Raw genomic sequence first — 22,988 nt, forward strand, 5'->3', positions numbered from 1 at the left:
TCAGTCCGGAATCGCTTCAGGCGCTTCCCGTGGCGCAGGTGCGGTCAGGGAAGTGATCTTGATCAGCAGGGCCAGATGGCCGTTGTCGAGATAGTTGAGTTGGCCGTTCTTGGTGTGGCTGTTCTGTTTCAGGCGTTCGCTGGCAGTGACCATGCCGTTGCTGTCGATCTGGTTGACCCAGAAATCGGCGCTCACGTCGGTGAAACGCCCCAGTTTCATTTCCAGCGTGCCCTCGATCGGGAACTGACCGAACTGTTCCTGACCGTCGCTGACCGCAACTTTTGCCGGTGCTTCGCCAAGGGTTTGCTGCCAGGCCTTGTGCATCAACACGCTGTAGTCGCCGCTGGCGGTAAGCTTGCTGACAACGTCATTCAGCGCAGGCGTGCGCTTGCTGTCGTCGCCCAAGCGCTGGGCGCCAGCGGCCCAGTCTTCCGGCGCGGCGCGGCTGACGATGGCCGGTACGGCGTTCTGGCGCACCAGAATCATTTCGACCTGATACAGGTCATCGGCGAAAACCGAGGGTGCTACCAAGGTGAGCAGCAAAGTCAGCGAACGAAACAGGCGCATTGGGCGTCCTTCAAACAGATTTCGGGAGGAGGCGCTCAAACAGCGCCTCTACAGTATTAAAGCGCTCTTCCGGGCGTTCCATCGGCACCTGGAACTTGAACATCGTGGCGCCTTCGAATTTGTAGCGTTTTGGCTGGCTCTGGATCAGCTTGATCAGCGTCATCGGATCGACCGGCGTCTGCGCTTCGAACTCGATACGTCCACCTTGCGGACCACCATCGACTTTTTTGATGCCCAATTGCTCGGCCTGCAACTTCAACGCGGTGATGCGCACCAGATTCTTGGTCGGTTCCGGCAGCAGGCCGAAACGGTCGATCATCTCGACTTGCAGATCCTTCAAGCCTTCCTCGTCGGTCGCCGAAGCAATGCGCTTGTACAGAATCAGGCGAGCGTGAACGTCCGGTAGATAGTCTTCCGGAATCAGCGCCGGCACCCGCAGATTGACTTCCGGGCCACCGCCGAGGGGTTGATCGAGGTTCGGTTGTTCGCCCTTGCGGATCGACTTCACCGCGCGCTCAAGCATTTCCATATACAGCGTGAAACCGACGGCTTGAATCTGTCCGCTCTGGCCATCGCCAAGCAATTCGCCGGCGCCACGGATTTCCAGGTCGTTGGTGGCCAGGACGAAACCGGCACCGAGATCCTGAGTATTGGCAATCGCTTCCAGACGCTTTTCCGCATCCGAGGTGATTTGCTGGCGCGGCGGCGTCAGCAGGTAGGCGTAAGCCTGGTGGTGACTGCGGCCGACACGACCACGCAACTGATGCAGTTGCGCCAGACCGAATTTGTCGGCGCGCTCGATGATGATGGTGTTGGCGCTCGGCACGTCGATACCGGTTTCGATGATGGTCGAGGCGATCAGCACATTGAAACGCTTGTGATAAAAGTCGCTCATCACCTGTTCGAGTTCGCGCTCGCGCATCTGTCCGTGACCGATGCCGATGCGTGCTTCCGGCACCAGTTCGGCGAGGTCGGCGGCGCACTTCTCGATGGTTTTCACATCGTTGTGCAAGTAGTAAACCTGGCCGCCACGCAACAGTTCGCGGAGCAGGGCTTCTTTGACCGTACTCTTGTTCTGCTCCATGACGAAGGTGCGCACGGACAAGCGACGTGCTGGCGGTGTGGCGATGATCGACAGGTCGCGCATGCCCGACACCGCCATGTTCAGCGTGCGCGGAATCGGTGTGGCGGTCAGCGTAAGAATGTCGACTTCGCTGCGCAGGGCCTTGAGCTGTTCTTTCTGACGCACACCGAAGCGGTGCTCTTCGTCGATGATCACCAGCCCGAGGTTTTTGATCTTGACGTCGTCGGACAGCAGTTTGTGCGTGCCGATGACGATGTCGATCTTGCCTTCGGCCAGATCGGCGATCGCCGCGTTGACTTCCTTGGCCGATTTGAAGCGACTCATCACTTCCACGGTCACCGGCCAGTCGGCGAAGCGGTCGCGGAAGCTGTTGTAGTGCTGCTGGGCGAGCAGGGTGGTCGGTACCAGAATCGCCACTTGGCGGCCACCGTGTACGGCGATGAACGCCGCACGCATGGCCACTTCGGTCTTGCCGAAACCGACGTCACCGCAGACCAGTCGATCCATCGGTTTCGGCGCGAGCATGTCTTCGCGCACGGCTTCGATGGTCGATTGTTGATCCGGGGTTTCTTCGAACGGGAAACCGGCGCTGAACGTCGCGTAATCGGCTTTCGGGTCGGCGAACGCGTAGCCTTCGCGAGCGGCGCGACGGGCATAGATGTCGAGCAGTTCGGCGGCGACGTCACGCACCTGTTCGGCAGCTTTGCGTTTGGCCTTCTGCCAGGTCTCGGAGCCGAGGCGGTGCAGCGGGGCCAGCGCATCGTCGCTGCCGGTGTAGCGTGCAATCAAATGCAGGTTGGCTACCGGCACGTAAAGCTTGGCGTTCTCGGCATATTCGAGGGTAAGGAATTCGGCAGCCTGATTGTCGATTTCCAGAATCGTCAGGCCCAGATAACGGCCGACACCGTGATCGATGTGCACCACCGGCGCGCCTTCGCGCAGCTCGGTGAGGTTTTTGATCACCGCATCGTTATTGCCGTCGGCACGCTTCTCGCGGCGGCGACGCTGCATCACGCGTTGGCCGAACAGCGGACTTTCCGCGACCAATGCCAGCGCCGGATCGTCGAGCATCAGGCCTTCGTCGAGCGGGGCAATGGTGATCGCCAGACGATCCTTGCTCGCGACGAAGTCTGGCCAGCTGTCGACGGTTTTCGGTCGCAGCTTCAGGCGCTCAAGCAACTCCAGCAGCACTTCGCGACGGCCGGCGGACTCGGCGGTGAACAGCACGCGACCGGGGAATTCATCGAGAAATGCCGACAGCGCCGCCAGCGGTTGTGTGGCTTTGGCTTCGATCGCCAGATTCGGCAGTGCTTGTGCCGGGAAGCGCTCGCGACCTGCACCGCCTTCTACATCCTGTTGGCTGGCGACCACGCGCGGCCAACTCTTCAGGCGGGCGAAACAATCTTCCACCGGCAGGAACAATTCCGCCGGTGGCAATAAAGGACGCGATGGATCGACGCGGCGCTCTTCATAACGATTGCGCACGTCGTTCCAGAAGTTTTCCGCCGCTTGCTCGATGCCCGGCAGGGAGAACACTTGCGTGTCCTGCGGCAGGTAGTCGAATAGCGTCGAAGTTTCGTCGAAGAACAGCGGCAGGTAATACTCGATACCGGCCGGGGTAATCCCGCTGCTCAGATCCTGAAAGATCGGGCAGCGCCGGAAGTCGACGTCGAAGCGCTCGCGAAAGCGCGCCTTGAAACGGGTGACTGCGTCTTTTTGCAGCGGAAACTCACGGGCCGGCAGCAGCTTGACCGACTCGACCTTGTCGATGGAGCGCTGGTTTTCCGGATCGAAGGTGCGCAGGGTTTCGATTTCATCGTCGAACAAGTCGATGCGATACGGCAGTTTGCTGCCCATCGGGAACAGGTCGATCAACGCACCGCGCACGGTGAACTCGCCGTGCTCATACACCGTGTCGACGTAACGATAGCCGCTGGCTTCGAGCCGCGAACGCATTTGTTCGACATCGAGTTTCTGCCCGACATCCAGCACCAGGCTGCTGCCAAGCAGGAATTTGGTCGGCGCCAAGCGGTGCAACGCTGTGGTGATCGGCACCACCAGCACGCCATGCGCCAGTTCCGGCAGCCTATAGAGGCTGGCGATGCGCTGGGAAATGATGTCCTGGTGCGGCGAGAACAGGTCGTAGGGCAGGGTTTCCCAGTCGGGGAAATGCAGCACGGGCAAATCCGGGGCGAAGAAACTCAGCTCCTGTTCCAGTCGTTCAGCACTTTGGCTGTCGGCGGTCAGTAGCAGGGTGAAGCGCTTGGCAGCGCTGGCAGCCTCGGCAATCGCCAGGCTGAGGGCAGCGCCGGGCAAATTGCCCCAATGCTGTTTACCTGCCTCGGCAGGGAGTTGCGGTAGACGCAGAACGGGCACGGAAGGTTGAGCTCCAGGCTTTGCGACAAAGTCGGTAATTGTAGCGGCGTCCGGTGTCGCCTGTCAGTTGCAGACTACGTCTATCTTCGATGTTTGCGAGAAATGTAGTGGTAACCATAAAAACCAGCGCTTTTTTAGCGATTATGTAGTGCCAAAAGTGGGTGGTGTTACGGAGGGTTACAGACATCGTCTAACAGTCGTCGAAAAATTGACAGCGCTGGAAGCCGCGTATTTACTGGGCTGGCGCGAGGTGTGATTTTTTTGAAAGGAATTTTGTTACCGATTTCGCGACAAGCGCGCATTGCTGAATGAGGTTGTGGGCGGCATAATGTAGCCCCTTTTTTCTGCCCCTACATGTGGAAGGTTACCGTGACTCAGAAGCCCGACCAGTGTCTTGGTGAATGGATCGACCGTGAAGCACTCGCAGAAGCGATGATTCCGCTAATCGGTCAGCTCTACCGCAATAACAACGTGGTGAGCTCGATCTATGGCCGCAGCCTGATCAACCAGTCTGTCATCGCGATTCTCAAAGCTCACCGCTTTGCGCGCCACCGTTCTTCCGACGACAGCGAACTCTCCGTCCACGAAACATTCCCACTGCTCAAAGCCATGAGCGAGCTCAAGCTCGGCGCGGCTTCGGTAGATCTGGGCAAGTTGGCGTTCAAATTCCGCAACGAAGGCAACGGCCGTAGCGCCGAGCAATTCGTTCGTGAAGAAATGGCTGACGTGGTTGGCCAGCAAAACGCTTCCGCACGTAAAGGCACTGACGTTGTGCTGTACGGCTTCGGTCGTATCGGCCGTCTGCTGGCGCGCATCCTGATCGAGAAAACCGGTGGTGGCGACGGTCTGCGTCTGCGTGCCATCGTCGTGCGCAAAGGCGCCGACAACGACCTGACCAAGCGCGCCAGCCTGCTGCGTCGCGATTCGGTACACGGTTCGTTCAACGGCACCATTACCATCGACGAAGAAAACAACACCATCACCGCCAACGGTAACCTGATCCAGGTGATCTACGCGAAGAACCCGACCGAGGTGGATTACACCCAGTACGGCATCAAAGACGCGCTGCTGGTGGATAACACCGGTGTATGGCGTGACGCTGATGGCCTGGGCCAGCACTTGCAGTGCCCGGGTATCGACCGCGTTGTTCTGACCGCGCCTGGCAAGGGCAAGCTGAAGAACATCGTTCACGGCATCAATCACGGTGAAATCACCGCTGATGACAAGATCGTCTCTGCCGCTTCCTGCACCACCAACGCCATCGTGCCGGTGCTGAAGGCTGTGAATGACAAGTTCGGCATCATCAATGGTCACGTCGAAACCGTTCACTCGTACACCAACGACCAGAACCTGATCGACAACTTCCACAAGGGCGATCGCCGTGGTCGTAGCGCCGCGCTGAACATGGTCATCACCGAGACCGGTGCTGCCACCGCTGCTGCCAAGGCCCTGCCTGAGCTGGCCGGCAAGCTGACCGGTAACGCGATTCGTGTTCCGACGCCGAACGTGTCGATGGCCATTCTCAACCTCAACCTTGAGAAAGCCGCCACCCGTGAGGAAATGAACGAGTACCTGCGCTACATGGCGCTGCACTCCGATCTGCACAAGCAAATCGACTTCGTTAACTCGCAGGAAGTGGTTTCGACCGACTTCGTGGGCTCGCGCCACGCCGGTGTGGTCGACGCTGAAGCGACCATCGTTCAGGACAACCGCGTTGTTCTGTACGTCTGGTACGACAACGAGTTCGGTTACAGCTGCCAGGTTATCCGCGTGATGGAAGACATGGCTGGTGTAAACCCGCCAGCGTTCCCGCGCTAAGCGATAGCTGCACATGAAAACGCCCCGACCTAGGTCGGGGCGTTTTTTTATGCCTGCTAAATCTCGATTGACTGTTGCGGCCTCATCGCTGGCAAGCCAGCTCCCACAGGGTCTTGGGGTGTGAATGCAATCGTGTAACCGCCAAATAAACTTGTGGGAGCTGGCTTGCCAGCGATGGCGTCCTATCGGGCGCCGCCGGGTATGGCTGCCTGCGCCGTGCGCAGTTCATGCTTATTGCCCCGGAACAACACCAGCGTCGCAATCAACCCCAGCACCGCCGCACCACTGAGCCAGATCCCCGGCGCAGCCTTGTTATCCAGCACATGAATCAGATACGTACACGCCGCCGGGGTAAACCCGCCGAACGTCGCTGTCGCCAGGCTGTAGGCCAGCGAGAAGCCGGTCGTGCGCACTTCAACCGGCATGATCTCGGTCAGCGCCACCACCATCGCGCCGTTGTACGAGCCATACAGGAACGACAGCCACAACTCGACGATCAGCAAATGGCTGAAACTCGGGTTCGCCACCAGCCACGACAGGGCAGGGTAGGCCGTCAGAATCGCCAGAATCGTCGCCGCGAGCAGTAGGGGTTTACGTCCGATCTTGTCGGACACTGAACCCATCACCGGCAACCAGAAAAAATTAGACAGGCCAATGCACACGGTAACCAGCAACGCGTCGAAGTCCGACAGGTGCAGTTCAGCCTTGCCGAATGTCGGGGTGTACGCGGTGATCAGGTAGAAAGAAACAGTGGTCATCACCACCAGTGCCATGCCTGCGATGACGATGCCAAAGTTCTGACCGATCGAGCGGACGATTTCCCGCAGGGTAGGGCGATGTTTTCTGGCCTGGAACTCTGGGGTTTCCTCCAGTGAGCGACGGATCACGAAAATGACTGGCACAATCATGCAGCCGATCAGGAATGGCACGCGCCAGCCCCAGTCACCCATCTGTTCCGGGCTCAGCCAATGGTTGAGACCCACACCGAGCAATCCGGCGAAGACCACTGCCGCTTGCTGACTCGCCGACTGCCAACTGACGAAGAAGCCCTTGCGGCCCGGTGTGGCGATCTCTGCCAGATACACCGACACACCACCCAGCTCCACGCCGGCCGAGAAGCCTTGCAGCAAACGACCGAACAGTACGATTAATGGCGCAGCGACGCCAAGGGTCGCATAGCCCGGAACGCATGCAATCAGCACGGTGCCGGCAGCCATCAACGCCAACGTGATGATCAAGCCTTGGCGACGGCCATGACGGTCGATGTAAGCGCCGAGGAAAATCGCCCCCAGCGGACGCATCAGAAAACCGGCACCAAACGTGGCCAGTGAAAGCATCAGCGAAGCGAAGGCACTGTCGGTGGGGAAGAAGGTTTTGGCGATGGCCGTGGCGTAAAAGCCGTAGACCATGAAGTCGAACATTTCGAGAAAGTTGCCGCTGACAACGCGAAAGATCGCTTTGCCTTTGCCCGTGGTGGAGGACATGTTCAGGTACTCGCTATTGGATTTTGTATAAAGATGTTGCAGATCCTTTAATTCATAATGGCCGCCGCGGTTTTACGGAGAGATGAATAATTGTTCACTGGACGCTTGTTTTGGCTTGTGATGCTGGCTGGCGTATTGGCTGGCTGCGGTAATGGCGAGTCCATGGAAAGCTTCGGCGGGCCTACCATGGGCAGTACGTATTCAATCAAGTACGTACGCCACGCCGGCATGCCTGAATCAACTCAGGTTCGCAGTGAAGTGGAGGGCATCCTCGGCGAAGTCGATCGACAGTTGTCCACCTATCGCAATGATTCGGATATCGAGCGCTTCAACGCTTTGCCCGCCAACAGCTGTCAGAAAATGCCTGGGTCGGTACTCGAATTGGTCCGAACTGGCGAACAACTGTCAGCGCAAAGCGAGGGCTCCTACGACCTGACCGTCGAACCGCTGATGAACCTCTGGGGGTTCGGCCCACAAGGCCGCGAGGAGAAAGTCCCTGACGCCGCTGCGCTGGCCGAAGTGATGCAGCGGGTCGGCCATCAGCACCTGCACGTCAATGGCGATCAATTGTGCAAAGACGCCGCCGTCGAGGTCGACTTCAATAGCATCGCCGCCGGTTATGCCGTCGACACCCTCGCGGCCAGACTCGACGCCCTGGGTATCCACGATTACCTCGCTGAAGCCACGGGTGAGTTGAAAGCCAAAGGCAGAAAGCTTGATGGCTCACCGTGGCGCATTGCTCTCGAAGAGCCCCGTGACGATCAACAGGTCGCCGAGCGCGTCATCAATGTCGACGCCTACAGCGTTTCCACCTCCGGCGACTACCGCAACTATTTCCTGCAGGACGGTCGGCGCTATTCCCACACTTTTGATGCGCACACCGGTGCACCTGTCCTACACGATCTGGCGTCAGTCACGGTGATTCATCCTTCAGCGTTGATGGCCGATGGACTATCGACGCTGTTGTTGATTCTCGGCCCTGAAAGGGCCTGGGACTATGCCGAAAAGCATGACATTGGTGCATTCTTTGTGATTCGTGCCGATACAGGTTTTGTCGTCCGCACCAACAAGGCTTTCGAACGCCTCAGTGGCGAAAAAACTGACTGAGAACAATACGAAAGCTGGCGTTGTAGTGCAGGCAAAAGTAGCCTACGACGCGACCAAGGGTTAATGTGCGCGGCGTTGACGCTTCTATAGACTGTGTCCGGGTTCTTGATTGACCCCCAATTGTTCCTTCGCGCCGCCGTTCGGCGTGATTTAGCCGCCGGTGCTGCTGGCACCGCGGCCTGTTCTGAGGAGTACGCATGGCTGTCTACAACTACGACGTGGTGGTGCTGGGTTCCGGCCCGGCGGGAGAAGGCGCGGCAATGAACGCCGCCAAAGCAGGGCGCAAGGTCGCGATGGTCGACAGCCGTCGCCAGGTCGGCGGCAACTGCACCCACCTCGGCACCATCCCGTCCAAGGCACTGCGTCACTCGGTGCGGCAGATCATGCAGTTCAACACTAATCCTATGTTCCGGGCGATCGGCGAGCCACGCTGGTTCTCCTTCCCGGACGTGTTGAAAAGCGCTGAAAAGGTTATTTCCAAACAAGTCGCTTCGCGTACCGGCTACTACGCCCGTAACCGCGTCGACGTGTTCTTTGGCACCGGCAGCTTCGCCGACGAGCAAACCATCGAAGTGGTCTGCGCCAACGGTGTGGTCGAAAAACTGGTGGCCAAGCACATCATCATCGCCACTGGCTCGCGTCCTTATCGTCCGGCGGACATCGATTTCCACCACCCGCGTATCTACGATAGCGACACCATCCTCAGCCTCAATCACACCCCGCGCAAACTGATCGTTTACGGCGCCGGCGTGATCGGTTGCGAATACGCATCGATCTTCAGCGGTCTGGGTGTACTGGTCGAGCTGGTCGACAACCGTGGTCAGTTGCTGAGCTTCCTCGACTCGGAAATCTCCCAGGCGTTGAGCTACCACTTCAGCAACAACAACATCACCGTGCGCCACAACGAAGATTACGATCGCGTTGAAGGCGTCGACAACGGCGTGATCCTGCACCTGAAGTCCGGCAAGAAGATCAAAGCCGACGCCTTGCTCTGGTGCAACGGCCGTACCGGCAACACCGACACGCTGGGTCTGGAAAACATCGGCGTCAAGGTCAACAGCCGTGGCCAGATCGAAGTCGACGAGGCGTACCGCACCTGCGTGCCGAACATCTACGGTGCCGGTGACGTGATCGGCTGGCCGAGCCTGGCCAGTGCCGCCCACGACCAGGGTCGTTCGGCTGCTGGCAGCATTGTTGATAACGGTAGCTGGCGCTTTGTGAATGACGTGCCGACCGGCATCTATACCATTCCGGAGATCAGCTCGATCGGCAAGAACGAGCAGGAACTGACCCAGGCCAAAGTGCCGTACGAAGTCGGCAAGGCGTTCTTCAAGAGCATGGCGCGTGCACAGATCGCCGGCGAGCCGCAAGGCATGCTGAAGATCCTGTTCCACCGTGAAACCCTGGAAGTGCTGGGCGTTCACTGCTTCGGTTATCAGGCGTCGGAGATCGTCCACATCGGTCAGGCGATCATGAACCAGCCGGGCGAACTGAACACCCTGAAGTACTTCGTCAACACCACGTTCAACTACCCGACCATGGCCGAAGCCTATCGGGTAGCAGCGTACGACGGCCTCAACCGGCTTTTTTGACGGGCTCCGGCCGGTGGCCTGAGCCGGCCGGGGAGACCGATTTCAGCAATTCTCGAGGGTGGCAGTGGCCAAACCGGGAAAGTCTGTAATCAGGCTGTCAACGCCGAAGTCGGCGAGTCTGCGCATCAGCGCAGGCTCGTTGACGGTCCACACCGACACATGCAGCCCCTGACGCTGCGCCTTCTGCAGGCGTTCCGGCGTACACAGCGTCCAGTTCAGCGCAAGAATCTCACAGCCATAGCTGGCCGCGACCTTCAGCGGGTCGAGCCAGGCGTATTCGGCCACCAGTCCGCGCGACACGTCCGGCACCAGATCCAGCGCTGCTTTCAGCACTTCCCGCGAACTCGAGGTGATCGTCACCTTGTCGAGCAGGCCATGCCGTTGGGCCATTTCACGAATCGCCAGCACGGTGGTTGCTGCGCGAGTACGCGAAGCGCTTTTGACTTCCAGTTGCCAGTGCTCGAAATCGCATTTTTCGAACAGCTCTTCCAATGTCGGAATCGGGCAGGGTTTGATCCAGCCCGGGCCGCCCTTGCGCGCGTCGTAAGTGACCAGTTCGGCGGCGCTGTGTTCGACGACTTTGCCGCGCCTTTCCGTGGTGCGTTTGAGGGTCGGGTCATGAATGACCATCAACTCGCCGTCCTTGGACAGGTGCAGATCCAGTTCGCAGCGGCGCACGCCGTGCTTGAGACATTCCTGGAAACTGCTCAGGGTGTTTTCCGGTGCTTCGCCCTTGGCGCCGCGGTGGCCGTAGATGAGGGTCACGGTTCTTCCTTAAATTTAAATGCCTGATTCGTTCTGTTCGCGGGCCAGACGTCGTTCCTGGGCCTGCTTCTGCAAGATGTAGCGGGCGAGCAACTGGCGTTGGGCGTCGGTCAAGTGTTCGAACTCGGTGCCTATGTCATAACCTTCGCCCTTGCGATCGCAATGGGTGACGCGGGCGCGCAGCAGCAGGCCCAGCGCTTGCGGCATCAGCACCAGTTTCACCGACAGGTGTGCGCCGGTGGCAATTGGCGTCGGGTGCTGGAAGTCGATCCCGCCCTCGGAAATGATCACCGGTTGCGGCTCGCCGATATGGCCGAGCACGGTCAGGGCGACCACTTGGCTGAGCAGATCGATGCGTTTGTTCTGCGATTTCAGGAACGCGGCGATGGCCCGGTCGCGCTCGCTGATCTGGCGCAACAGGTGCTGCGACTCGAATTCGCTCAGGTGCAGTTCACTGAGCAGGTTGAACAGTGGGGAAGCATCCTGCAACACTTCCTGGCCTGCGGCTTCGGGAGCGGACAGGGGCCGAATTTCCAGTGCGATCGTGTCCTCGATACGGTAGTATTCGCGGCGATCTTCTTCATCTAATGTCGACATGGCGAACCCATGGTAGCGGCGGTGGTCTGAGTGTAAAGCTGGTTATCGACCCCCGCCACAAGGACGTTCCTTTTCCCTCCGAACAAGCCCCGACATGTTCAGACCTCTCTTCGTATTTATCGGCACGCGTTATACCCGTGCAAAGCGTCGCAATCATTTTGTGTCATTCATTTCCCTGACTTCGATGATCGGGCTCGCCCTTGGCGTGGTCGTGATGATCGTCGTGCTCTCGGTGATGAATGGCTTCGATCATGAGATGCGCACCCGCGTGCTGGGCATGGTGCCCCACGCGACCATTGAATCCACTGAGCCGATCAACGATTGGCAAAGTCTGGCCAACAAGGTCAAGCAGAACCCGCAGGTGACGGCGGTTGCGCCGTTCACCCAGATGCAGGGCCTGCTGACCAATAACGGTCAGGTGTCCAAGGTGTTGCTCAACGCCATCGACCCTGCGCTCGAGCGCAACGTGTCGATCATCGACAACTTCATGAAGCAGGGCAAACTCGACGATTTGACGCCGGGCAGCTTCGGCATCGTCATCGGCGACAAGGCCGCGACCAAGCTCGGCGTGGGCATCGGTGACAAGGTCACCTTCGTCGCGCCGGAGGTCAGCGTGACCCCGGCCGGGATGTTCCCGCGCATGAAGCGCTTCACCGTGGTCGGCATTTTTCATGTCGGCGCCGGCGAACTCGATGGCTATCTGGGCGTCACCAACCTGCAGGATCTGGCGAAGATGCACCGCTGGAAGCCTGATCAGGTGCAGGGCATCCGCCTGAAGTTCGACGACCTGTTCCAGGCACCGCGCGTAGCATGGAACATCGCCCAGCAACTCGGCGAAGATCATTACTACGCCCGCGACTGGACGCGCACCCACGGCAATCTGTATCAGGCGATCCGCATGGAAAAAGCCATGATCGGTCTGCTGTTGCTGCTGATTGTCGCCGTAGCGGCGTTCAACATCATTTCCACGCTGGTGATGGTGGTCAACGACAAGAAGGGCGACATCGCCATTCTGCGCACCTTGGGCGCGACGCCGGGCACGATCATGCGCACGTTCATGGTGCAAGGCACGGTGATCGGTGTGGTCGGCACGGCGATTGGTGCGGTGGTCGGGATTTTCGCGGCGCTTAATGTCAGCGCCGCGATCTCGGCACTGGAAGGCCTGATCGGCCACAAATTCCTTAATGCTGACGTGTATTTCATTGATTATCTTCCGTCGCAGGTGCAGAGCCAGGATGTGGTCATGGTCTGCGCGGCGGCGTTGGTTCTGAGTTTCCTCGCCACCCTGTATCCCGCCTGGCGTGCCGCGCGCACCCAGCCGGCGGAGGCGCTACGTTATGAGTGAGTCGGGCATGAGTGAACAAGCAATCTTGAGCTGCCGTAACCTGGGCAAATCCTACGAGGAAGGCCCGGAATCGGTAGAGGTATTGGCCGGCCTGCAACTGGAGTTGCACCCGGGCGAGCGTGTGGCGATCGTCGGCACCTCGGGTTCGGGCAAAAGTACCTTGCTCAACCTGCTCGGTGGTCTGGACACGCCGACCAAGGGTAGCGTCTGGCTCGACGGCGAAGAGTTGTCGGCACTGAGCGAGAAGAAGCGTGGCCTTTTGCGTAACCGTGCGCTCGGTTTCGTTTACCAGTTCCACCACTTGCTGCCGGAATTCACCGCACTGGAAAACGTCTGCATGCCGCTGCTGATCGGCAAGACGCCGATCCCGGAAGCCCGTCAGCGTGCCACGGCACTGCTGGAGCGCGTTGGCCTCGGTCATCGTCTGGAGCACAAGCCGGCGGAACTGTCCGGTGGCGAGCGTCAACGTGTGGCCATCGCCCGCGCGCTGGTGAACAAACCAGGCCTGGTGATGCTCGATGAGCCGACTGGCAACCTCGACTCCCACACCGCCCAGGGCATTCAGGATTTGATGCTGGAACTCAGCACCTCGATGCGTACGGCGTTCCTGGTGGTGACTCACGACATGAACCTGGCTCGCCAGATGGACCGCGTCTTGCACCTGCAAGAAGGCTGCCTCACGCCTATCTGATTGGCTGAAACCCGACGTCTGTAAAGGCGTCGGGTCTTTTATTTTTATACGGTGCCCCAGCGAATGTTCAGACCGTTATCGATCTTTATCGGCACGCGCTATACCCGCGCCAAGCGCCGCAATCGCTTTGTTTCGTTCATTTCGATGACCTCGATGATCGGCCTCGCCCTCGGCGTGCTGGCGATGATCGTGGTGTTGTCGGTGATGAACGGCTTCCAGCGCGAAATGAGCTCGCGCATCCTCGGCATGGTGCCGCACGCGACCATCGTCGGCGTCAAGCCGATTGATGACTGGCAGCCGGTTGCTGCCGCCGCGATGAAAAATCCTGAAGTGACTGCCGCCGTGCCGTTCACTGAGATGGAAGGCATGCTGTCTTACAAGGGGTTGATGCAGCCGATCCAGATCAGCGGCGTTGATCCGGCGCAGGAAGGCAAGGTCTCGATCGTTGCCCAGCACATCGTGCAGGGCCGTCTCGACGCGTTGAAACCGGGAGAGTTCGGCGTGGTGATTGGCGAAATCACTGCGCGGCGTTTCCGCCTCAATGTCGGCGACAAGATCACCCTGATCGTCCCGGAAGTCAGTACTGCGCCGGGGGGCATCACCCCGCGCATGCAGCGTCTAAACGTGGTCGGTGTGTTCAAGGTCGGCGCTGAGCTGGACGGCTCCATGGGCCTGATCCACGTCGCCGATGCCGCGACCATGCAGCATTGGGAGCCGAATCAGGTTCAGAGTGTGCGTCTGGCGGTCAAAGACCTGTACGCCGCACCGAAAGTCTCCTCGGATATCGCTGCCGGTTTGGGCGCGGACTTCAAGGCTGACGACTGGACCCACACCCAGGGCAGCCTGTTCAGCGCGATGAAAATGGAAAAAACCATGATCGGCCTGCTGTTGCTGATGATCGTCGCGGTGGCGGCGTTCAACATCATCGCGACCCTGATCATGGTGGTGAACGACAAGGGCGCGGACATCGCGATTTTGCGCACCATCGGCGCCACGCCACGGCAGATCATGGCGATTTTCATGGTGCAGGGCACGGTGATCGGCATTGTCGGTACGATCATTGGCGGCGTGTTGGGCGTGATCGCCGCGCTGAATGTCAGTCAGATCGTGGGCTGGATCGAGCGAGTCAGCGGGCAGCACATCTTCAGTTCGGATGTGTATTTCGTCAGCAATTTGCCGTCGGAATTGCAGGGTGGGGATGTGCTGTTGATTTGCTCGGCGGGCTTTATTCTGAGCTTCCTGGCGACGGTGTATCCGGCGTGGCGGGCGGCGAAGATCGAGCCGGCTCACGCCCTGAGGTATTCGTAAGCGACTCCATGCTCGTTCCCACGCTCTGCGTGGGAACGCCTCAACGGACGCTCCGCGTTCGGCTCTGGAAGGGACGCGGAGCGTCCCGGGCTGCATTCCCACGCAGAGCGTGGGAACGATCAGGTTCGAGGCAGCTCGATTACAAACCGCGTCCATCCCGCCTCTGATTCGCAATGAATCTGCCCACCATGGGCGCGGATGATCGACTGAGTAATCGCCAATCCCAACCCCGCATGCTCACTGCTGCCTTCCTGCCGCGCCGGATCGGCCCGATAAAATCGATCAAACAGGCGTGGCAACAACTCCGCAGAAATCCCCTCGCCACTGTTCTCGACTGAAATGCGTACCGCGTTCGGTTGATCAACGATCCGCAAGCTCACATCGCCCTCAGCCGGGGTAAACCGCAGTGCGTTATCCAGCAGATTCGACAAGGCCCGGCGCAACATACTGCGATCACCCTCGATCTGCGCATTGCCCTCACGCGTCAGTTTGACCCCGGCGTCCTCCGCCAGCGGCGCAAAAAATTCCAAAAGCACATCTGTTTCATCCGCCAGTTCCAGCGGTTCCCGCTTGGGCATCAGCAAGCCATGATCGGCCTTGGCCAGATACAACATGTCGTTGACCAGTTGTGCCATCCATTGCAGTTCTTCGAGGTTGCTGTGCAGCGCTTCGCGGTAGTCCTCGATCGGCCGGGGGCGGGTGAGGGTGACCTGAGTGTGGGTCAGCAGGTTCGACAGTGGTGTACGCAACTCATGGGCAATGTCGGCGGAAAACGCCGAGAGCCGCTGAAACGAGTCGTCGAGGCGTGCGAGCATGGCGTTGAAGCTGTGGGCCATTTCCGCAAGTTCTGGCGGCATTTGCGCTTCGGGCAGTCGGGCATTCAGCGATTGTGCGGAAATCCCACGGGCGACTGCACTCATGCGTCGCAATGGCCGTAAGCCGCTGCGTGCGGCCCAGGCACCGAGCAACGCCGTCGCCAGCGCTGACAACCCGACGGTCAGCCAGATCAGGTGCTGCATGCGTTGCAGGAAGTGTTGGTGATGGGTGATGTCCAGCAACAAGGACAGTTGCGGTGAATCGGCTTTGTCCGGGTAGAGCGGGGCGTTAAGCACGCGGTAATCGGTGCCGTCATGGCTGATGGTCGACAGGCCGGATTGTTGCGGCAAATCCTTGGGGATTTGCGTCGAACTGTCATACCAGCGCTGGCCGTCAGTGCCGGTAATGCGCAACGACAGATCGGCCTGACGGCTCAGCTCATCCGCCAGCCGTGCTTCACATTGACCGGGCTGAAGATCCTGCAAGGCGCGGCGCAGGCCGATCAGTTTGCCGTCCAGCTGTTGCTGGTCGAGTTCGATAAAGTGCGCTTCGCTGGCGCGGTTGAACAACACCCCGGCGAACAGCGAAACCACAGCGGTGCAAGCGGCAAACAACAAGGCCAGGCGCGAACTCAGGGACAATCGGCGCATCAGGCGCCACGCTCTTCGAGCACGTAACCCATGCCGCGCACGGTGTGGATCAGTTTGTTGGGGAATTCGTCGTCGATCTTCAGGCGCAAACGGCGGATCGCCACTTCGATGACATTGGTATCGCTGTCGAAATTCATGTCCCAGACCTGTGAAGCGATCAGCGACTTTGGCAGCACTTCGCCTTGGCGACGCAGGAGCATTTCCAATAGTGCGAATTCCTTTGCCGTCAGGTCGATGCGCTGGCCGCTGCGTTCGACGCGGCGACGGATCAGATCCAGGCGCAAATCGGCCAGTTGCAGGCTGGTTTCCTGGGTTGTAGCACTGCCGCGACGCAACAGGCTACGTACCCGCGCCAGCAGTTCGGAGAAGGCGAACGGTTTGACCAGGTAGTCGTCGGCGCCCAATTCGAGGCCGTGAACCCTGTCCTCTACCGCGTCTTTGGCTGTCAGAAAAAGTACCGGCGTATCCAGCCCGGCGCTGCGCACCGCTTGCAGGATCTGCCAGCCACTGCGCCCCGGCAGCATCACGTCGAGAATCAACAGCGCGTAATCACCGCTCAAAGCCAGTTGCTGACCGCTGTTGCCGTCGGCCACCAGTTCCGTGTTGAACCCGGCCTCGGTCAGGCCCTGGCGCAAGTATTGGCCGGTTTTTGCTTGGTCTTCGACGATCAACAGTTTCATGGGCGACTCGGGTGGGTTCGGGGGTGTTGTAGTCACGAAAGCTTTATACCGTGAGCGCTGGCGACAAACGTCAACCTGACAAAGTTGTAATCTGCCTGTCAGGTAGATGCCAGCGCAGGCCGGCTAAAGTTTCCCATAAGCTGAACCTTATCTTGTTGGAGTACGACCATGTTTTTACGCCAATCCCTGGCCTTCTGTTTGTTGGCAATGAGTTCGTCGGTGTTTGCAGCTCCCGCGCACACCTATGATTTCGGCCAGCCAGCGCCTGCCGCCAAAGCCTCGCGCAGCATTGACGTGGTGATGGGCGATATGTCCTTCGATCCCAAGACCATTCAGATCAAGGCCGGTGAGACCGTTCGCTTTGTGCTGGTGAATAAAGGCCAACTGCTGCACGAATTCAACCTCGGTGACGCGGCGATGCACGCCAAACACCAGCAGGAAATGTTGCAGATGCAGCAAAGCGGCATGCTTACGCCTACCGGCATGAAGGAAATGTCCCACGATATGGCCGGCATGGATCACGCAGCGATGGGCCATGGCATGAAACATGACGATCCGAACAGCGTACTGGTCGAGCCGGGCAAAACCGCCGAGTTGACCTGGACCTTCAGCAAGGCCACCAGCCTGGAATTTGCCTGCAATATTCCCGGGCATTATCAGGCGGGCATGGTCGGCAAACTGACGGTCAGTCAGTAAGCACTCAAAGGCGCGGGCAAAGGCTGGTAGAATCCGCTGATTATTCAGTCAGGTTTCCGCCATGCATCCCGCAGCCGAACATTCGCCGCTGGGCAAATCCAGCGAATACATCGCCACGTACACGCCGTCCCTGCTGTTCCCGATTCCGCGCACCGCGAAATGGGCCGAGCTGGGCCTGACCGCCGACACCCTGCCGTATAAAGGTGTGGATTTCTGGAACTGCTTCGAGCTGTCGTGGCTGTTGCCATCCGGCAAGCCAGTGGTGGCGATCGGCGAATTCAGCATCCCGGCGGATTCGCCAAATATCATCGAGTCGAAGTCGTTCAAGCTGTATTTGAACTCGCTGAACCAGACGGCGTTTGCCGACGTGGCGTCCTTGGAAGCGACCCTGATCAAGGATTTGTCGGCCGCCGCCGGCAAACCGGTGGCGGTGCGCGTTCGCAGCCTCAAGGACGTTGAAGCGGAAGGCGTTGTGGCGTTGCCGGGCGTGTGCATCGATGATCTGGATATCAGCGTCAGCAACTACGAGCATCCGCGCCCGGAATTGCTGCGTTGCGATGAGTCGCGGATCGTCGAGGAGACGGTGTATAGCCATCTGCTCAAATCCAATTGCCCGGTGACCAGTCAGCCGGACTGGGGCACGGTGGTGGTGGAATATCGTGGATCGGCACTGGATCACGCCAGTTTGCTCGAATACATCGTCAGCTTCCGCCAGCACTCAGACTTCCATGAGCAGTGTGTTGAGCGGATTTTCCTCGACTTGCAGCGCTTGCTGAAACCAGAAAAGCTGACGGTGTTTGCACGTTACGTGCGTCGCGGTGGATTGGACATCAACCCATATCGCAGCACCGAAAGCGTACAGCTGCCGAATCACCGCCTCGTGCGTCAATAAAGATCAACTGTAGGAGTGAGCCTGCTCGCGATAGCGGTGTGTCAGTTGACGATGATGTTAACTGACACACCGCTATCGCGAGCAGGCTCACTCCTACAGGGGGACGCATTGCCAAAGTTGAAATGAAAAAGCCCTGCCAGTGATGGCAGGGCTTTTTGCGTTTCGGGGGAGAATCAGATCCCCATGCTGCCCAGCGCATTAACGATGTTGCGCAGGGTGCCGGCAATGGCCGGATGTTCGAGTTCAAAGCGATCAACCGCCAGATTGACGCCGTCAGCGATGCTGGTGTCTTGCGTGGCAGTCTCCAGTTGAATTTCGGATTCAATCTGCGCCATCAGCGCATGCAAATCCTCACGCTCGGCTTCCGACAGCGGCGGATTCTGCTCCAGCTGCTCGCGCAGGGTATCGAGCTGTTTTTGCAGTTCTTGGGCGGGCATGGTGTTTTCCTTTTATCAATAGGCACTGGCATTGACCGCAGCCGCGCGCCAAAGGTCTATGGCTGACCTTTAGATTAATCCACTCCCGGCAAACCTGCATGATCCCGATCAGGGCTTTTCGCCTTTGTGACGGCGCAGGCTGATGTCGGCCAGGCAGGTGTCGAGTTCACCCAAGTGATCGATAACCGAATGCACGCCTAGCCCGAATAACTGCATCGTCGCCTTGCCACGCAGTTGTTCGCGTTCTTTCTGGCTCAGCGCTTGCCATTCGCCCGGCGCTAGGCCGCACAGCGAGCCGCAGGAGGCGAGACCGATCGTCCACAGGCCGGCGTTAAGGCCCGATTGCAGCAAGCGCGGCTCACCACTGACCAATACGCAGCCGTCCAGACTGCTGACGTTCAGGTCCATCAGGGCCTGCCAGCAAGCGTTCGGTGCAGGCCATGGATTGATTGTTGCCGAATGTTGCGCAGGTTTGATCCACGTCGGCAGTGAGGCCGACAAGGACCGGGCGAGGGCAGGGGGCAGTTCATCCAGCCAGACACAGGGAATCTGCTGGCGCTGCAAACTGTGCAAACTGTCGAATGCGCCTGGTGTGGCCTCAGCGTATTCAGGCAGGGCGATCGTCTGTTGCCGGGCGCGGGCACCGAAATCTACCAGGCAACCGCTGAGTCCAAACAGTACCGCGGTCAGTCTGGGCGCAGCGACGGGCAAGGTTTCGGCGTGTGTCATGGCAACATCCCTGAAATAACGATCAGGCTAGGGCGTATCAGTGACAGTTGGATGACAGCGGTGTGAAGGGCGATGCACGAAGCGTCCTACAGACTGCTGCATTGCGCGGACTGTCCAAACGGGCTTTTACGCTTATACTAGCGACCTGAATAGCCGGGCCCAGAGGTCCGCGACAGTACCATTCCAAGGAGTTTTTCTATGCGCTGGAGCAATCCGCTCGCTCAGCTTTGTTTATGTGCCGGCCTGTTGCTGGCTCCGTTCGCCACTCAGGCGGCAACGGAAGAAGACCCTTGGGAAAGCGTTAACCGTCCAATTTTCCAGTTCAACGACTTCGTTGATACTTACGCGCTGAAGCCATTGGCCCAGGGCTATGAGTTCGTCACACCGCAGTTCCTCGAAGACGGCATCCACAACATGTTTCGCAACGTCGGTGACGTCACCAACCTTGCCAACAACATCCTGCAAGCCAAACCGGCTGCCGCTGGCGTCGACACCGCTCGCCTGATCTTCAACACCACCTTCGGCCTGCTCGGTTTCTTCGATGTCGGCACCAAGATGGGCCTGAACCGTAGCGACGAAGACTTCGGTCAGACTCTCGGTTACTGGGGCGTGGGCAGCGGTCCGTATGTGATGCTGCCGCTGATGGGTCCGAGCACCTTGCGTGACGCACCGTCGAAATACGTCGACAGCTACACCGGTATGTACCGCTACATCGACCACGTGCCTACGCGTAACTCGATCTTCGGTCTGAACATCGTCGATACCCGCGCCAGCCTGCTGTCGAGCGAGAAGCTGATCAGCGGCGACAAATACACCTTCATCCGCAATGCCTACTTGCAGAACCGTGAGTTCAAGGTGAAGGATGGCCAGGTCGAAGACGATTTTTAATCTCGACCGATAAAAACAAAGGCGACCTCAGGGTCGCCTTTTTTGTGTGTAGCTATTTCATCTTCAGGATGGTCAGGCCGAGCTTTTGGCCGCCGCCATCCTGTGCACTGACCCAGACCACTTCGGTCTCTGCCTCAAGGCCGCGGAGTGCGGCGAGATCGGAGTCGATGCGTACGCTCAAACGGTCGCCGACCGCGAACCGACGCGGCGCTTCGACCTGCATGCCACTGCTGGAGAGGTCGATGCACACCCCTGAAATCTGATCGCCTTCATGAATCAACACGATATCGGCATCGACCCGCATGCGGATGAAATCGCGCTTTTCGCTGTAGTCCCGACTGGTTTGACTCATGGTTACGTCCTTCCATTGGGTTACGGTTTGAGCTGTTCTTATAACTCTCGGTGATTTGACAAGTAAAGTCGTCAAGCGACCATCGGCGCATGCTTGAAACGCTCTGCGGATGGGAGTACCGTCTGCGCCTTAGAAGGGCACCTCTGATGTAACCGCGTTTGCAGACAATGCTCGAAAGCGGTGCAGCAGAGAGGCTAGAAAGCGAATCCAGTAGTCTGCGCAGGGCCCGATGCCCCGCCAACTACGCCAACCTAATTCTGGCGCCGTTTGCCCACATGCCAAAAACCAGTGCCACGCTGCTGATAATCGATGATGACGAAGTAGTGCGCGCGAGCCTCGCGGCCTATTTGGAAGACAGTGGTTTCAGCGTCCTGCAGGCCAGCAACGGCCAACAGGGTCTTCAGGTATTCGAGCAAGAACAGCCCGACTTGGTCATCTGCGATCTGCGCATGCCGCAGATGGGCGGTCTCGAACTGATCCGTCAGGTTACCGAGCGTTCACCGCAGACGCCGGTGATCGTGGTGTCGGGTGCCGGCGTGATGAACGACGCGGTCGAGGCTCTGCGCCTGGGCGCGGCGGACTACCTGATCAAGCCTCTCGAAGATCTGGCTGTGCTCGAGCACTCTGTGCGCCGGGCCCTGGATCGTGCGCGCCTGCTGGTGGAAAACCAGCGCTACCGCGAGAAGCTGGAAAAGGCCAACCGCGAGCTTGAGGCCAGCCTCAACCTGCTCCAGGAAGACCAGAACGCCGGTCGCCAGGTGCAGATGAACATGCTGCCGGAAAGCCCGTGGAGCATCGACGAGTTCAAGTTCGCGCACCAGATCATCCCGTCGTTGTACCTTTCGGGTGATTTTGTCGACTATTTCCGTGTCGACGAGCGCCGGGTCGCGTTTTACCTGGCGGACGTCTCCGGTCATGGCGCCTCTTCAGCCTTCGTCACCGTGCTGCTGAAGTTCATGACCACGCGCTTGCTGTTCGAATCCAAGCGCAACGGCACATTGCCGGAATTCAAGCCTTCGGAAGTCCTTGGTCATATCAACCGGGGGCTGATCAGTTGTAAGCTGGGTAAACACGTCACAATGGTCGGTGGAGTCATCGACGAGGAGACCGGTTTGTTGACCTATAGCATCGGCGGCCATCTGCCGTTGCCTGTGTTGTACACGCCTGACAGTGTTCGTTATCTCGAAGGGCGTGGTCTGCCGGTGGGGCTGTTCAATGAAGCCACCTACGAAGACCACGTGCTTGAGCTGCCGCCGACATTCAGCCTGACGCTGATGTCCGATGGCATTCTGGATCTTTTGCCAGAACCTACGCTCAAAGAAAAAGAAGCCGCTTTGCCTCAACGGGTGAAGTCGGCGGGCGGCAGCCTGGATGGTCTGCGGCAAGTGTTTGGATTGGCCACGCTAGGGGAGATGCCGGATGATATCGCCCTGTTGGTGTTGAGCAGGAATCTTTAATGAGTACCGGTAGAATCCAGTTCGCCGAGCAGGACGGCACCTTCGTCCTGAAGTTCGTCGGTGAAGTTCGCCTGACCCTGTGTTCGGCGTTGGATGCGACTATTGAGAAAATCTTCACCGCGCTGAATTTCAACGCGATCGTGATCGATTTGACCGAAACCCGCAGCATCGACAGCACGACATTGGGCCTGTTGGCCAAACTGTCGATCCTGTCGCGGCAGAAGGTCGGCCTGTTGCCGACCGTCGTCACCACCCACGAAGACATTACCCGTCTGCTGCAATCGATGGGCTTCGAGCAGGTGTTCAACATCGTCAACCACCCGGTGCCATGCCCGGAGTGCCTGGACGACCTGCCGGATCAGGACCAGTCGGAAGAAGTGGTGCGGATCAAGGTGCTCGAAGCGCACAAGATCCTCATGGGCCTCAACGATTCCAATCGTGAAGCGTTTCATGATCTGGTGAATGCCCTCGAGCGGCATTGATCCGCTGAATTGAGGGTAGGCCCTGCTGGCCTCATCGCGAGCAGGCTCACTCCTACAGGGTTCTTCATTCGACACACAATCGCGATCAGACCACAGATCCCCTGTAGGAGTGAGCCTGCTCGCGATAGCTCTCGCAAGAACACTGATGTAATCCAGCGCACACAAAAAAGGGCGA

21 protein-coding genes are annotated in these 22,988 nt (G+C 59.0%); 11 read left to right on the forward strand and 10 right to left on the reverse strand.

What is annotated here, in order from left to right:
* Both ACM6JQ_RS04060 and mfd read right to left on the reverse strand, forming a co-directional pair.
* Positions 1-567 carry a CsiV family protein gene (locus tag ACM6JQ_RS04060; RefSeq protein WP_414893263.1) on the reverse strand — a complete coding sequence of 189 codons (567 nt, stop codon included), beginning with the start codon at positions 565-567 and terminating at the stop codon, positions 1-3.
* A gap of 10 nt (positions 568-577) precedes the next feature.
* Complete coding sequence (mfd, locus tag ACM6JQ_RS04065) at positions 578-4,027, reverse strand: transcription-repair coupling factor (protein WP_007910487.1); 3,450 nt, start codon at positions 4,025-4,027, stop codon at positions 578-580.
* Between the two features lie 354 nt (positions 4,028-4,381).
* On the opposite strand from mfd, the gene ACM6JQ_RS04070 reads away from it, so the two are divergent.
* Entirely contained in the window at positions 4,382-5,845 is a 1,464-nt protein-coding gene (locus ACM6JQ_RS04070; RefSeq protein WP_007910488.1) for a glyceraldehyde-3-phosphate dehydrogenase, read from the forward strand.
* Positions 5,846-6,027: 182 nt separating this feature from the next.
* Here ACM6JQ_RS04070 and ACM6JQ_RS04075 read toward each other — a convergent pair whose 3' ends face one another.
* Positions 6,028-7,329 (reverse strand): MFS transporter, encoded by a 1,302-nt coding sequence (locus ACM6JQ_RS04075; RefSeq protein WP_016986740.1) that lies wholly within the window; start codon positions 7,327-7,329, stop codon positions 6,028-6,030.
* A 120-nt stretch (positions 7,330-7,449) separates the two neighbouring features.
* On the opposite strand from ACM6JQ_RS04075, the gene ACM6JQ_RS04080 reads away from it, so the two are divergent.
* Both ACM6JQ_RS04080 and sthA read left to right on the forward strand, forming a co-directional pair.
* Positions 7,450-8,436, forward strand: a complete 987-nt coding sequence (locus ACM6JQ_RS04080; RefSeq protein WP_414893326.1) for an FAD:protein FMN transferase — start codon at positions 7,450-7,452, stop codon at positions 8,434-8,436.
* Positions 8,437-8,633: 197 nt separating this feature from the next.
* Entirely contained in the window at positions 8,634-10,028 is a 1,395-nt protein-coding gene (sthA, locus tag ACM6JQ_RS04085; RefSeq protein ID WP_007910498.1) for a Si-specific NAD(P)(+) transhydrogenase, read from the forward strand.
* A gap of 42 nt (positions 10,029-10,070) precedes the next feature.
* Here sthA and ACM6JQ_RS04090 read toward each other — a convergent pair whose 3' ends face one another.
* Both ACM6JQ_RS04090 and ACM6JQ_RS04095 read right to left on the reverse strand, forming a co-directional pair.
* Positions 10,071-10,793 (reverse strand): glycerophosphodiester phosphodiesterase, encoded by a 723-nt coding sequence (locus ACM6JQ_RS04090; protein WP_016986737.1) that lies wholly within the window; start codon positions 10,791-10,793, stop codon positions 10,071-10,073.
* A 15-nt stretch (positions 10,794-10,808) separates the two neighbouring features.
* Complete coding sequence (locus tag ACM6JQ_RS04095) at positions 10,809-11,390, reverse strand: PilZ domain-containing protein (RefSeq protein WP_007910502.1); 582 nt, start codon at positions 11,388-11,390, stop codon at positions 10,809-10,811.
* Positions 11,391-11,484: 94 nt separating this feature from the next.
* Here ACM6JQ_RS04095 and ACM6JQ_RS04100 point away from each other — a divergent pair, with 94 nt between their 5' ends.
* The 3 genes from ACM6JQ_RS04100 to ACM6JQ_RS04110 all read left to right on the forward strand — a co-directional run bounded on the left by ACM6JQ_RS04100 (position 11,485) and on the right by ACM6JQ_RS04110 (position 14,734).
* Positions 11,485-12,735, forward strand: a complete 1,251-nt coding sequence (locus ACM6JQ_RS04100) for a lipoprotein-releasing ABC transporter permease subunit (protein WP_007910504.1) — start codon at positions 11,485-11,487, stop codon at positions 12,733-12,735.
* Entirely contained in the window at positions 12,728-13,426 is a 699-nt protein-coding gene (lolD, locus tag ACM6JQ_RS04105; protein WP_007910506.1) for a lipoprotein-releasing ABC transporter ATP-binding protein LolD, read from the forward strand. The genes ACM6JQ_RS04100 and lolD overlap by 8 nt, the downstream gene beginning before the upstream one ends.
* Before the next feature lie 63 nt (positions 13,427-13,489).
* A complete protein-coding gene (locus tag ACM6JQ_RS04110) occupies positions 13,490-14,734 on the forward strand; it encodes a lipoprotein-releasing ABC transporter permease subunit (RefSeq protein ID WP_034156425.1) in 1,245 nt (414 codons plus the stop codon).
* A 119-nt stretch (positions 14,735-14,853) separates the two neighbouring features.
* Here the strand turns inward: ACM6JQ_RS04110 and ACM6JQ_RS04115 are convergent, their stop codons facing one another.
* Positions 14,854-16,200 (reverse strand): heavy metal sensor histidine kinase, encoded by a 1,347-nt coding sequence (locus ACM6JQ_RS04115; protein WP_414893264.1) that lies wholly within the window; start codon positions 16,198-16,200, stop codon positions 14,854-14,856.
* On the reverse strand, positions 16,200-16,880 hold the full coding sequence (locus tag ACM6JQ_RS04120) for a heavy metal response regulator transcription factor (protein WP_064392816.1): 681 nt from the start codon (positions 16,878-16,880) through the stop codon (positions 16,200-16,202). Before ACM6JQ_RS04120 ends, ACM6JQ_RS04115 begins: the two co-directional genes overlap by 1 nt.
* Positions 16,881-17,048: 168 nt before the next feature.
* Between ACM6JQ_RS04120 and ACM6JQ_RS04125 the strand changes: the two genes are divergently transcribed.
* Positions 17,049-17,576: a plastocyanin/azurin family copper-binding protein gene (locus ACM6JQ_RS04125; protein WP_414893265.1), complete on the forward strand. Its 528-nt coding sequence runs from the start codon at positions 17,049-17,051 to the stop codon at positions 17,574-17,576.
* Positions 17,577-17,637: 61 nt separating this feature from the next.
* The gene (gene queF, locus ACM6JQ_RS04130; RefSeq protein ID WP_414893266.1) at positions 17,638-18,468 is read left to right on the forward strand and encodes an NADPH-dependent 7-cyano-7-deazaguanine reductase QueF; all 831 of its coding nucleotides are present in this window, start codon (positions 17,638-17,640) and stop codon (positions 18,466-18,468) included.
* 173 nt (positions 18,469-18,641) lie between these two features.
* Here the strand turns inward: queF and ACM6JQ_RS04135 are convergent, their stop codons facing one another.
* A complete protein-coding gene (locus ACM6JQ_RS04135) occupies positions 18,642-18,905 on the reverse strand; it encodes a DUF4404 family protein (protein WP_414868868.1) in 264 nt (87 codons plus the stop codon).
* A 108-nt stretch (positions 18,906-19,013) separates the two neighbouring features.
* The gene (locus tag ACM6JQ_RS04140; RefSeq protein WP_007910521.1) at positions 19,014-19,634 is read right to left on the reverse strand and encodes a hypothetical protein; all 621 of its coding nucleotides are present in this window, start codon (positions 19,632-19,634) and stop codon (positions 19,014-19,016) included.
* Between the two features lie 198 nt (positions 19,635-19,832).
* On the opposite strand from ACM6JQ_RS04140, the gene ACM6JQ_RS04145 reads away from it, so the two are divergent.
* Positions 19,833-20,522, forward strand: coding sequence for a VacJ family lipoprotein (locus tag ACM6JQ_RS04145; protein ID WP_007910522.1), 690 nt, complete (start codon positions 19,833-19,835; stop codon positions 20,520-20,522).
* 52 nt (positions 20,523-20,574) lie between these two features.
* On the opposite strand, the gene ACM6JQ_RS04150 is transcribed toward ACM6JQ_RS04145, so the two are convergent.
* Positions 20,575-20,874, reverse strand: a complete 300-nt coding sequence (locus tag ACM6JQ_RS04150; RefSeq protein WP_123377049.1) for a PilZ domain-containing protein — start codon at positions 20,872-20,874, stop codon at positions 20,575-20,577.
* Between the two features lie 275 nt (positions 20,875-21,149).
* On the opposite strand from ACM6JQ_RS04150, the gene rssB reads away from it, so the two are divergent.
* Together rssB and rssC are read left to right on the forward strand one after the other, a co-directional pair.
* On the forward strand, positions 21,150-22,331 hold the full coding sequence (gene rssB, locus ACM6JQ_RS04155) for a two-component system response regulator RssB (protein ID WP_042705031.1): 1,182 nt from the start codon (positions 21,150-21,152) through the stop codon (positions 22,329-22,331).
* Positions 22,331-22,813 carry an anti-sigma factor antagonist RssC gene (gene rssC, locus ACM6JQ_RS04160; protein WP_003226553.1) on the forward strand — a complete coding sequence of 161 codons (483 nt, stop codon included), beginning with the start codon at positions 22,331-22,333 and terminating at the stop codon, positions 22,811-22,813. The genes rssB and rssC overlap by 1 nt, the downstream gene beginning before the upstream one ends.
* The last annotated feature ends 175 nt before the right edge of the window (positions 22,814-22,988 follow it).

This window comes from Pseudomonas sp. IT-232MI5, from assembly GCF_949767845.1.
In the GTDB taxonomy this organism is placed as follows: domain Bacteria; phylum Pseudomonadota; class Gammaproteobacteria; order Pseudomonadales; family Pseudomonadaceae; genus Aquipseudomonas.

Coding starts and splice junctions, on each gene's coding strand:
- ACM6JQ_RS04060 (WP_414893263.1), bottom strand. CDS start 567: ATGCGCCTGTTTCGTTCGCTGACTTTGCTGCTCACCTTGGTAGCACCC.
- ACM6JQ_RS04070 (WP_007910488.1), top strand. CDS start 4,382: ATGTGGAAGGTTACCGTGACTCAGAAGCCCGACCAGTGTCTTGGTGAA.
- ACM6JQ_RS04075 (WP_016986740.1), bottom strand. CDS start 7,329: ATGTCCTCCACCACGGGCAAAGGCAAAGCGATCTTTCGCGTTGTCAGC.
- ACM6JQ_RS04080 (WP_414893326.1), top strand. CDS start 7,450: ATGCTGGCTGGCGTATTGGCTGGCTGCGGTAATGGCGAGTCCATGGAA.
- sthA (WP_007910498.1), top strand. CDS start 8,634: ATGGCTGTCTACAACTACGACGTGGTGGTGCTGGGTTCCGGCCCGGCG.
- ACM6JQ_RS04095 (WP_007910502.1), bottom strand. CDS start 11,390: ATGTCGACATTAGATGAAGAAGATCGCCGCGAATACTACCGTATCGAG.
- ACM6JQ_RS04100 (WP_007910504.1), top strand. CDS start 11,485: ATGTTCAGACCTCTCTTCGTATTTATCGGCACGCGTTATACCCGTGCA.
- lolD (WP_007910506.1), top strand. CDS start 12,728: ATGAGTGAGTCGGGCATGAGTGAACAAGCAATCTTGAGCTGCCGTAAC.
- ACM6JQ_RS04110 (WP_034156425.1), top strand. CDS start 13,490: ATGTTCAGACCGTTATCGATCTTTATCGGCACGCGCTATACCCGCGCC.
- ACM6JQ_RS04115 (WP_414893264.1), bottom strand. CDS start 16,200: ATGCGCCGATTGTCCCTGAGTTCGCGCCTGGCCTTGTTGTTTGCCGCT.
- ACM6JQ_RS04120 (WP_064392816.1), bottom strand. CDS start 16,880: ATGAAACTGTTGATCGTCGAAGACCAAGCAAAAACCGGCCAATACTTG.
- ACM6JQ_RS04125 (WP_414893265.1), top strand. CDS start 17,049: ATGTTTTTACGCCAATCCCTGGCCTTCTGTTTGTTGGCAATGAGTTCG.
- queF (WP_414893266.1), top strand. CDS start 17,638: ATGCATCCCGCAGCCGAACATTCGCCGCTGGGCAAATCCAGCGAATAC.
- ACM6JQ_RS04135 (WP_414868868.1), bottom strand. CDS start 18,905: ATGCCCGCCCAAGAACTGCAAAAACAGCTCGATACCCTGCGCGAGCAG.
- ACM6JQ_RS04140 (WP_007910521.1), bottom strand. CDS start 19,634: ATGACACACGCCGAAACCTTGCCCGTCGCTGCGCCCAGACTGACCGCG.
- ACM6JQ_RS04145 (WP_007910522.1), top strand. CDS start 19,833: ATGCGCTGGAGCAATCCGCTCGCTCAGCTTTGTTTATGTGCCGGCCTG.
- ACM6JQ_RS04150 (WP_123377049.1), bottom strand. CDS start 20,874: ATGAGTCAAACCAGTCGGGACTACAGCGAAAAGCGCGATTTCATCCGC.
- rssB (WP_042705031.1), top strand. CDS start 21,150: ATGCCAAAAACCAGTGCCACGCTGCTGATAATCGATGATGACGAAGTA.
- rssC (WP_003226553.1), top strand. CDS start 22,331: ATGAGTACCGGTAGAATCCAGTTCGCCGAGCAGGACGGCACCTTCGTC.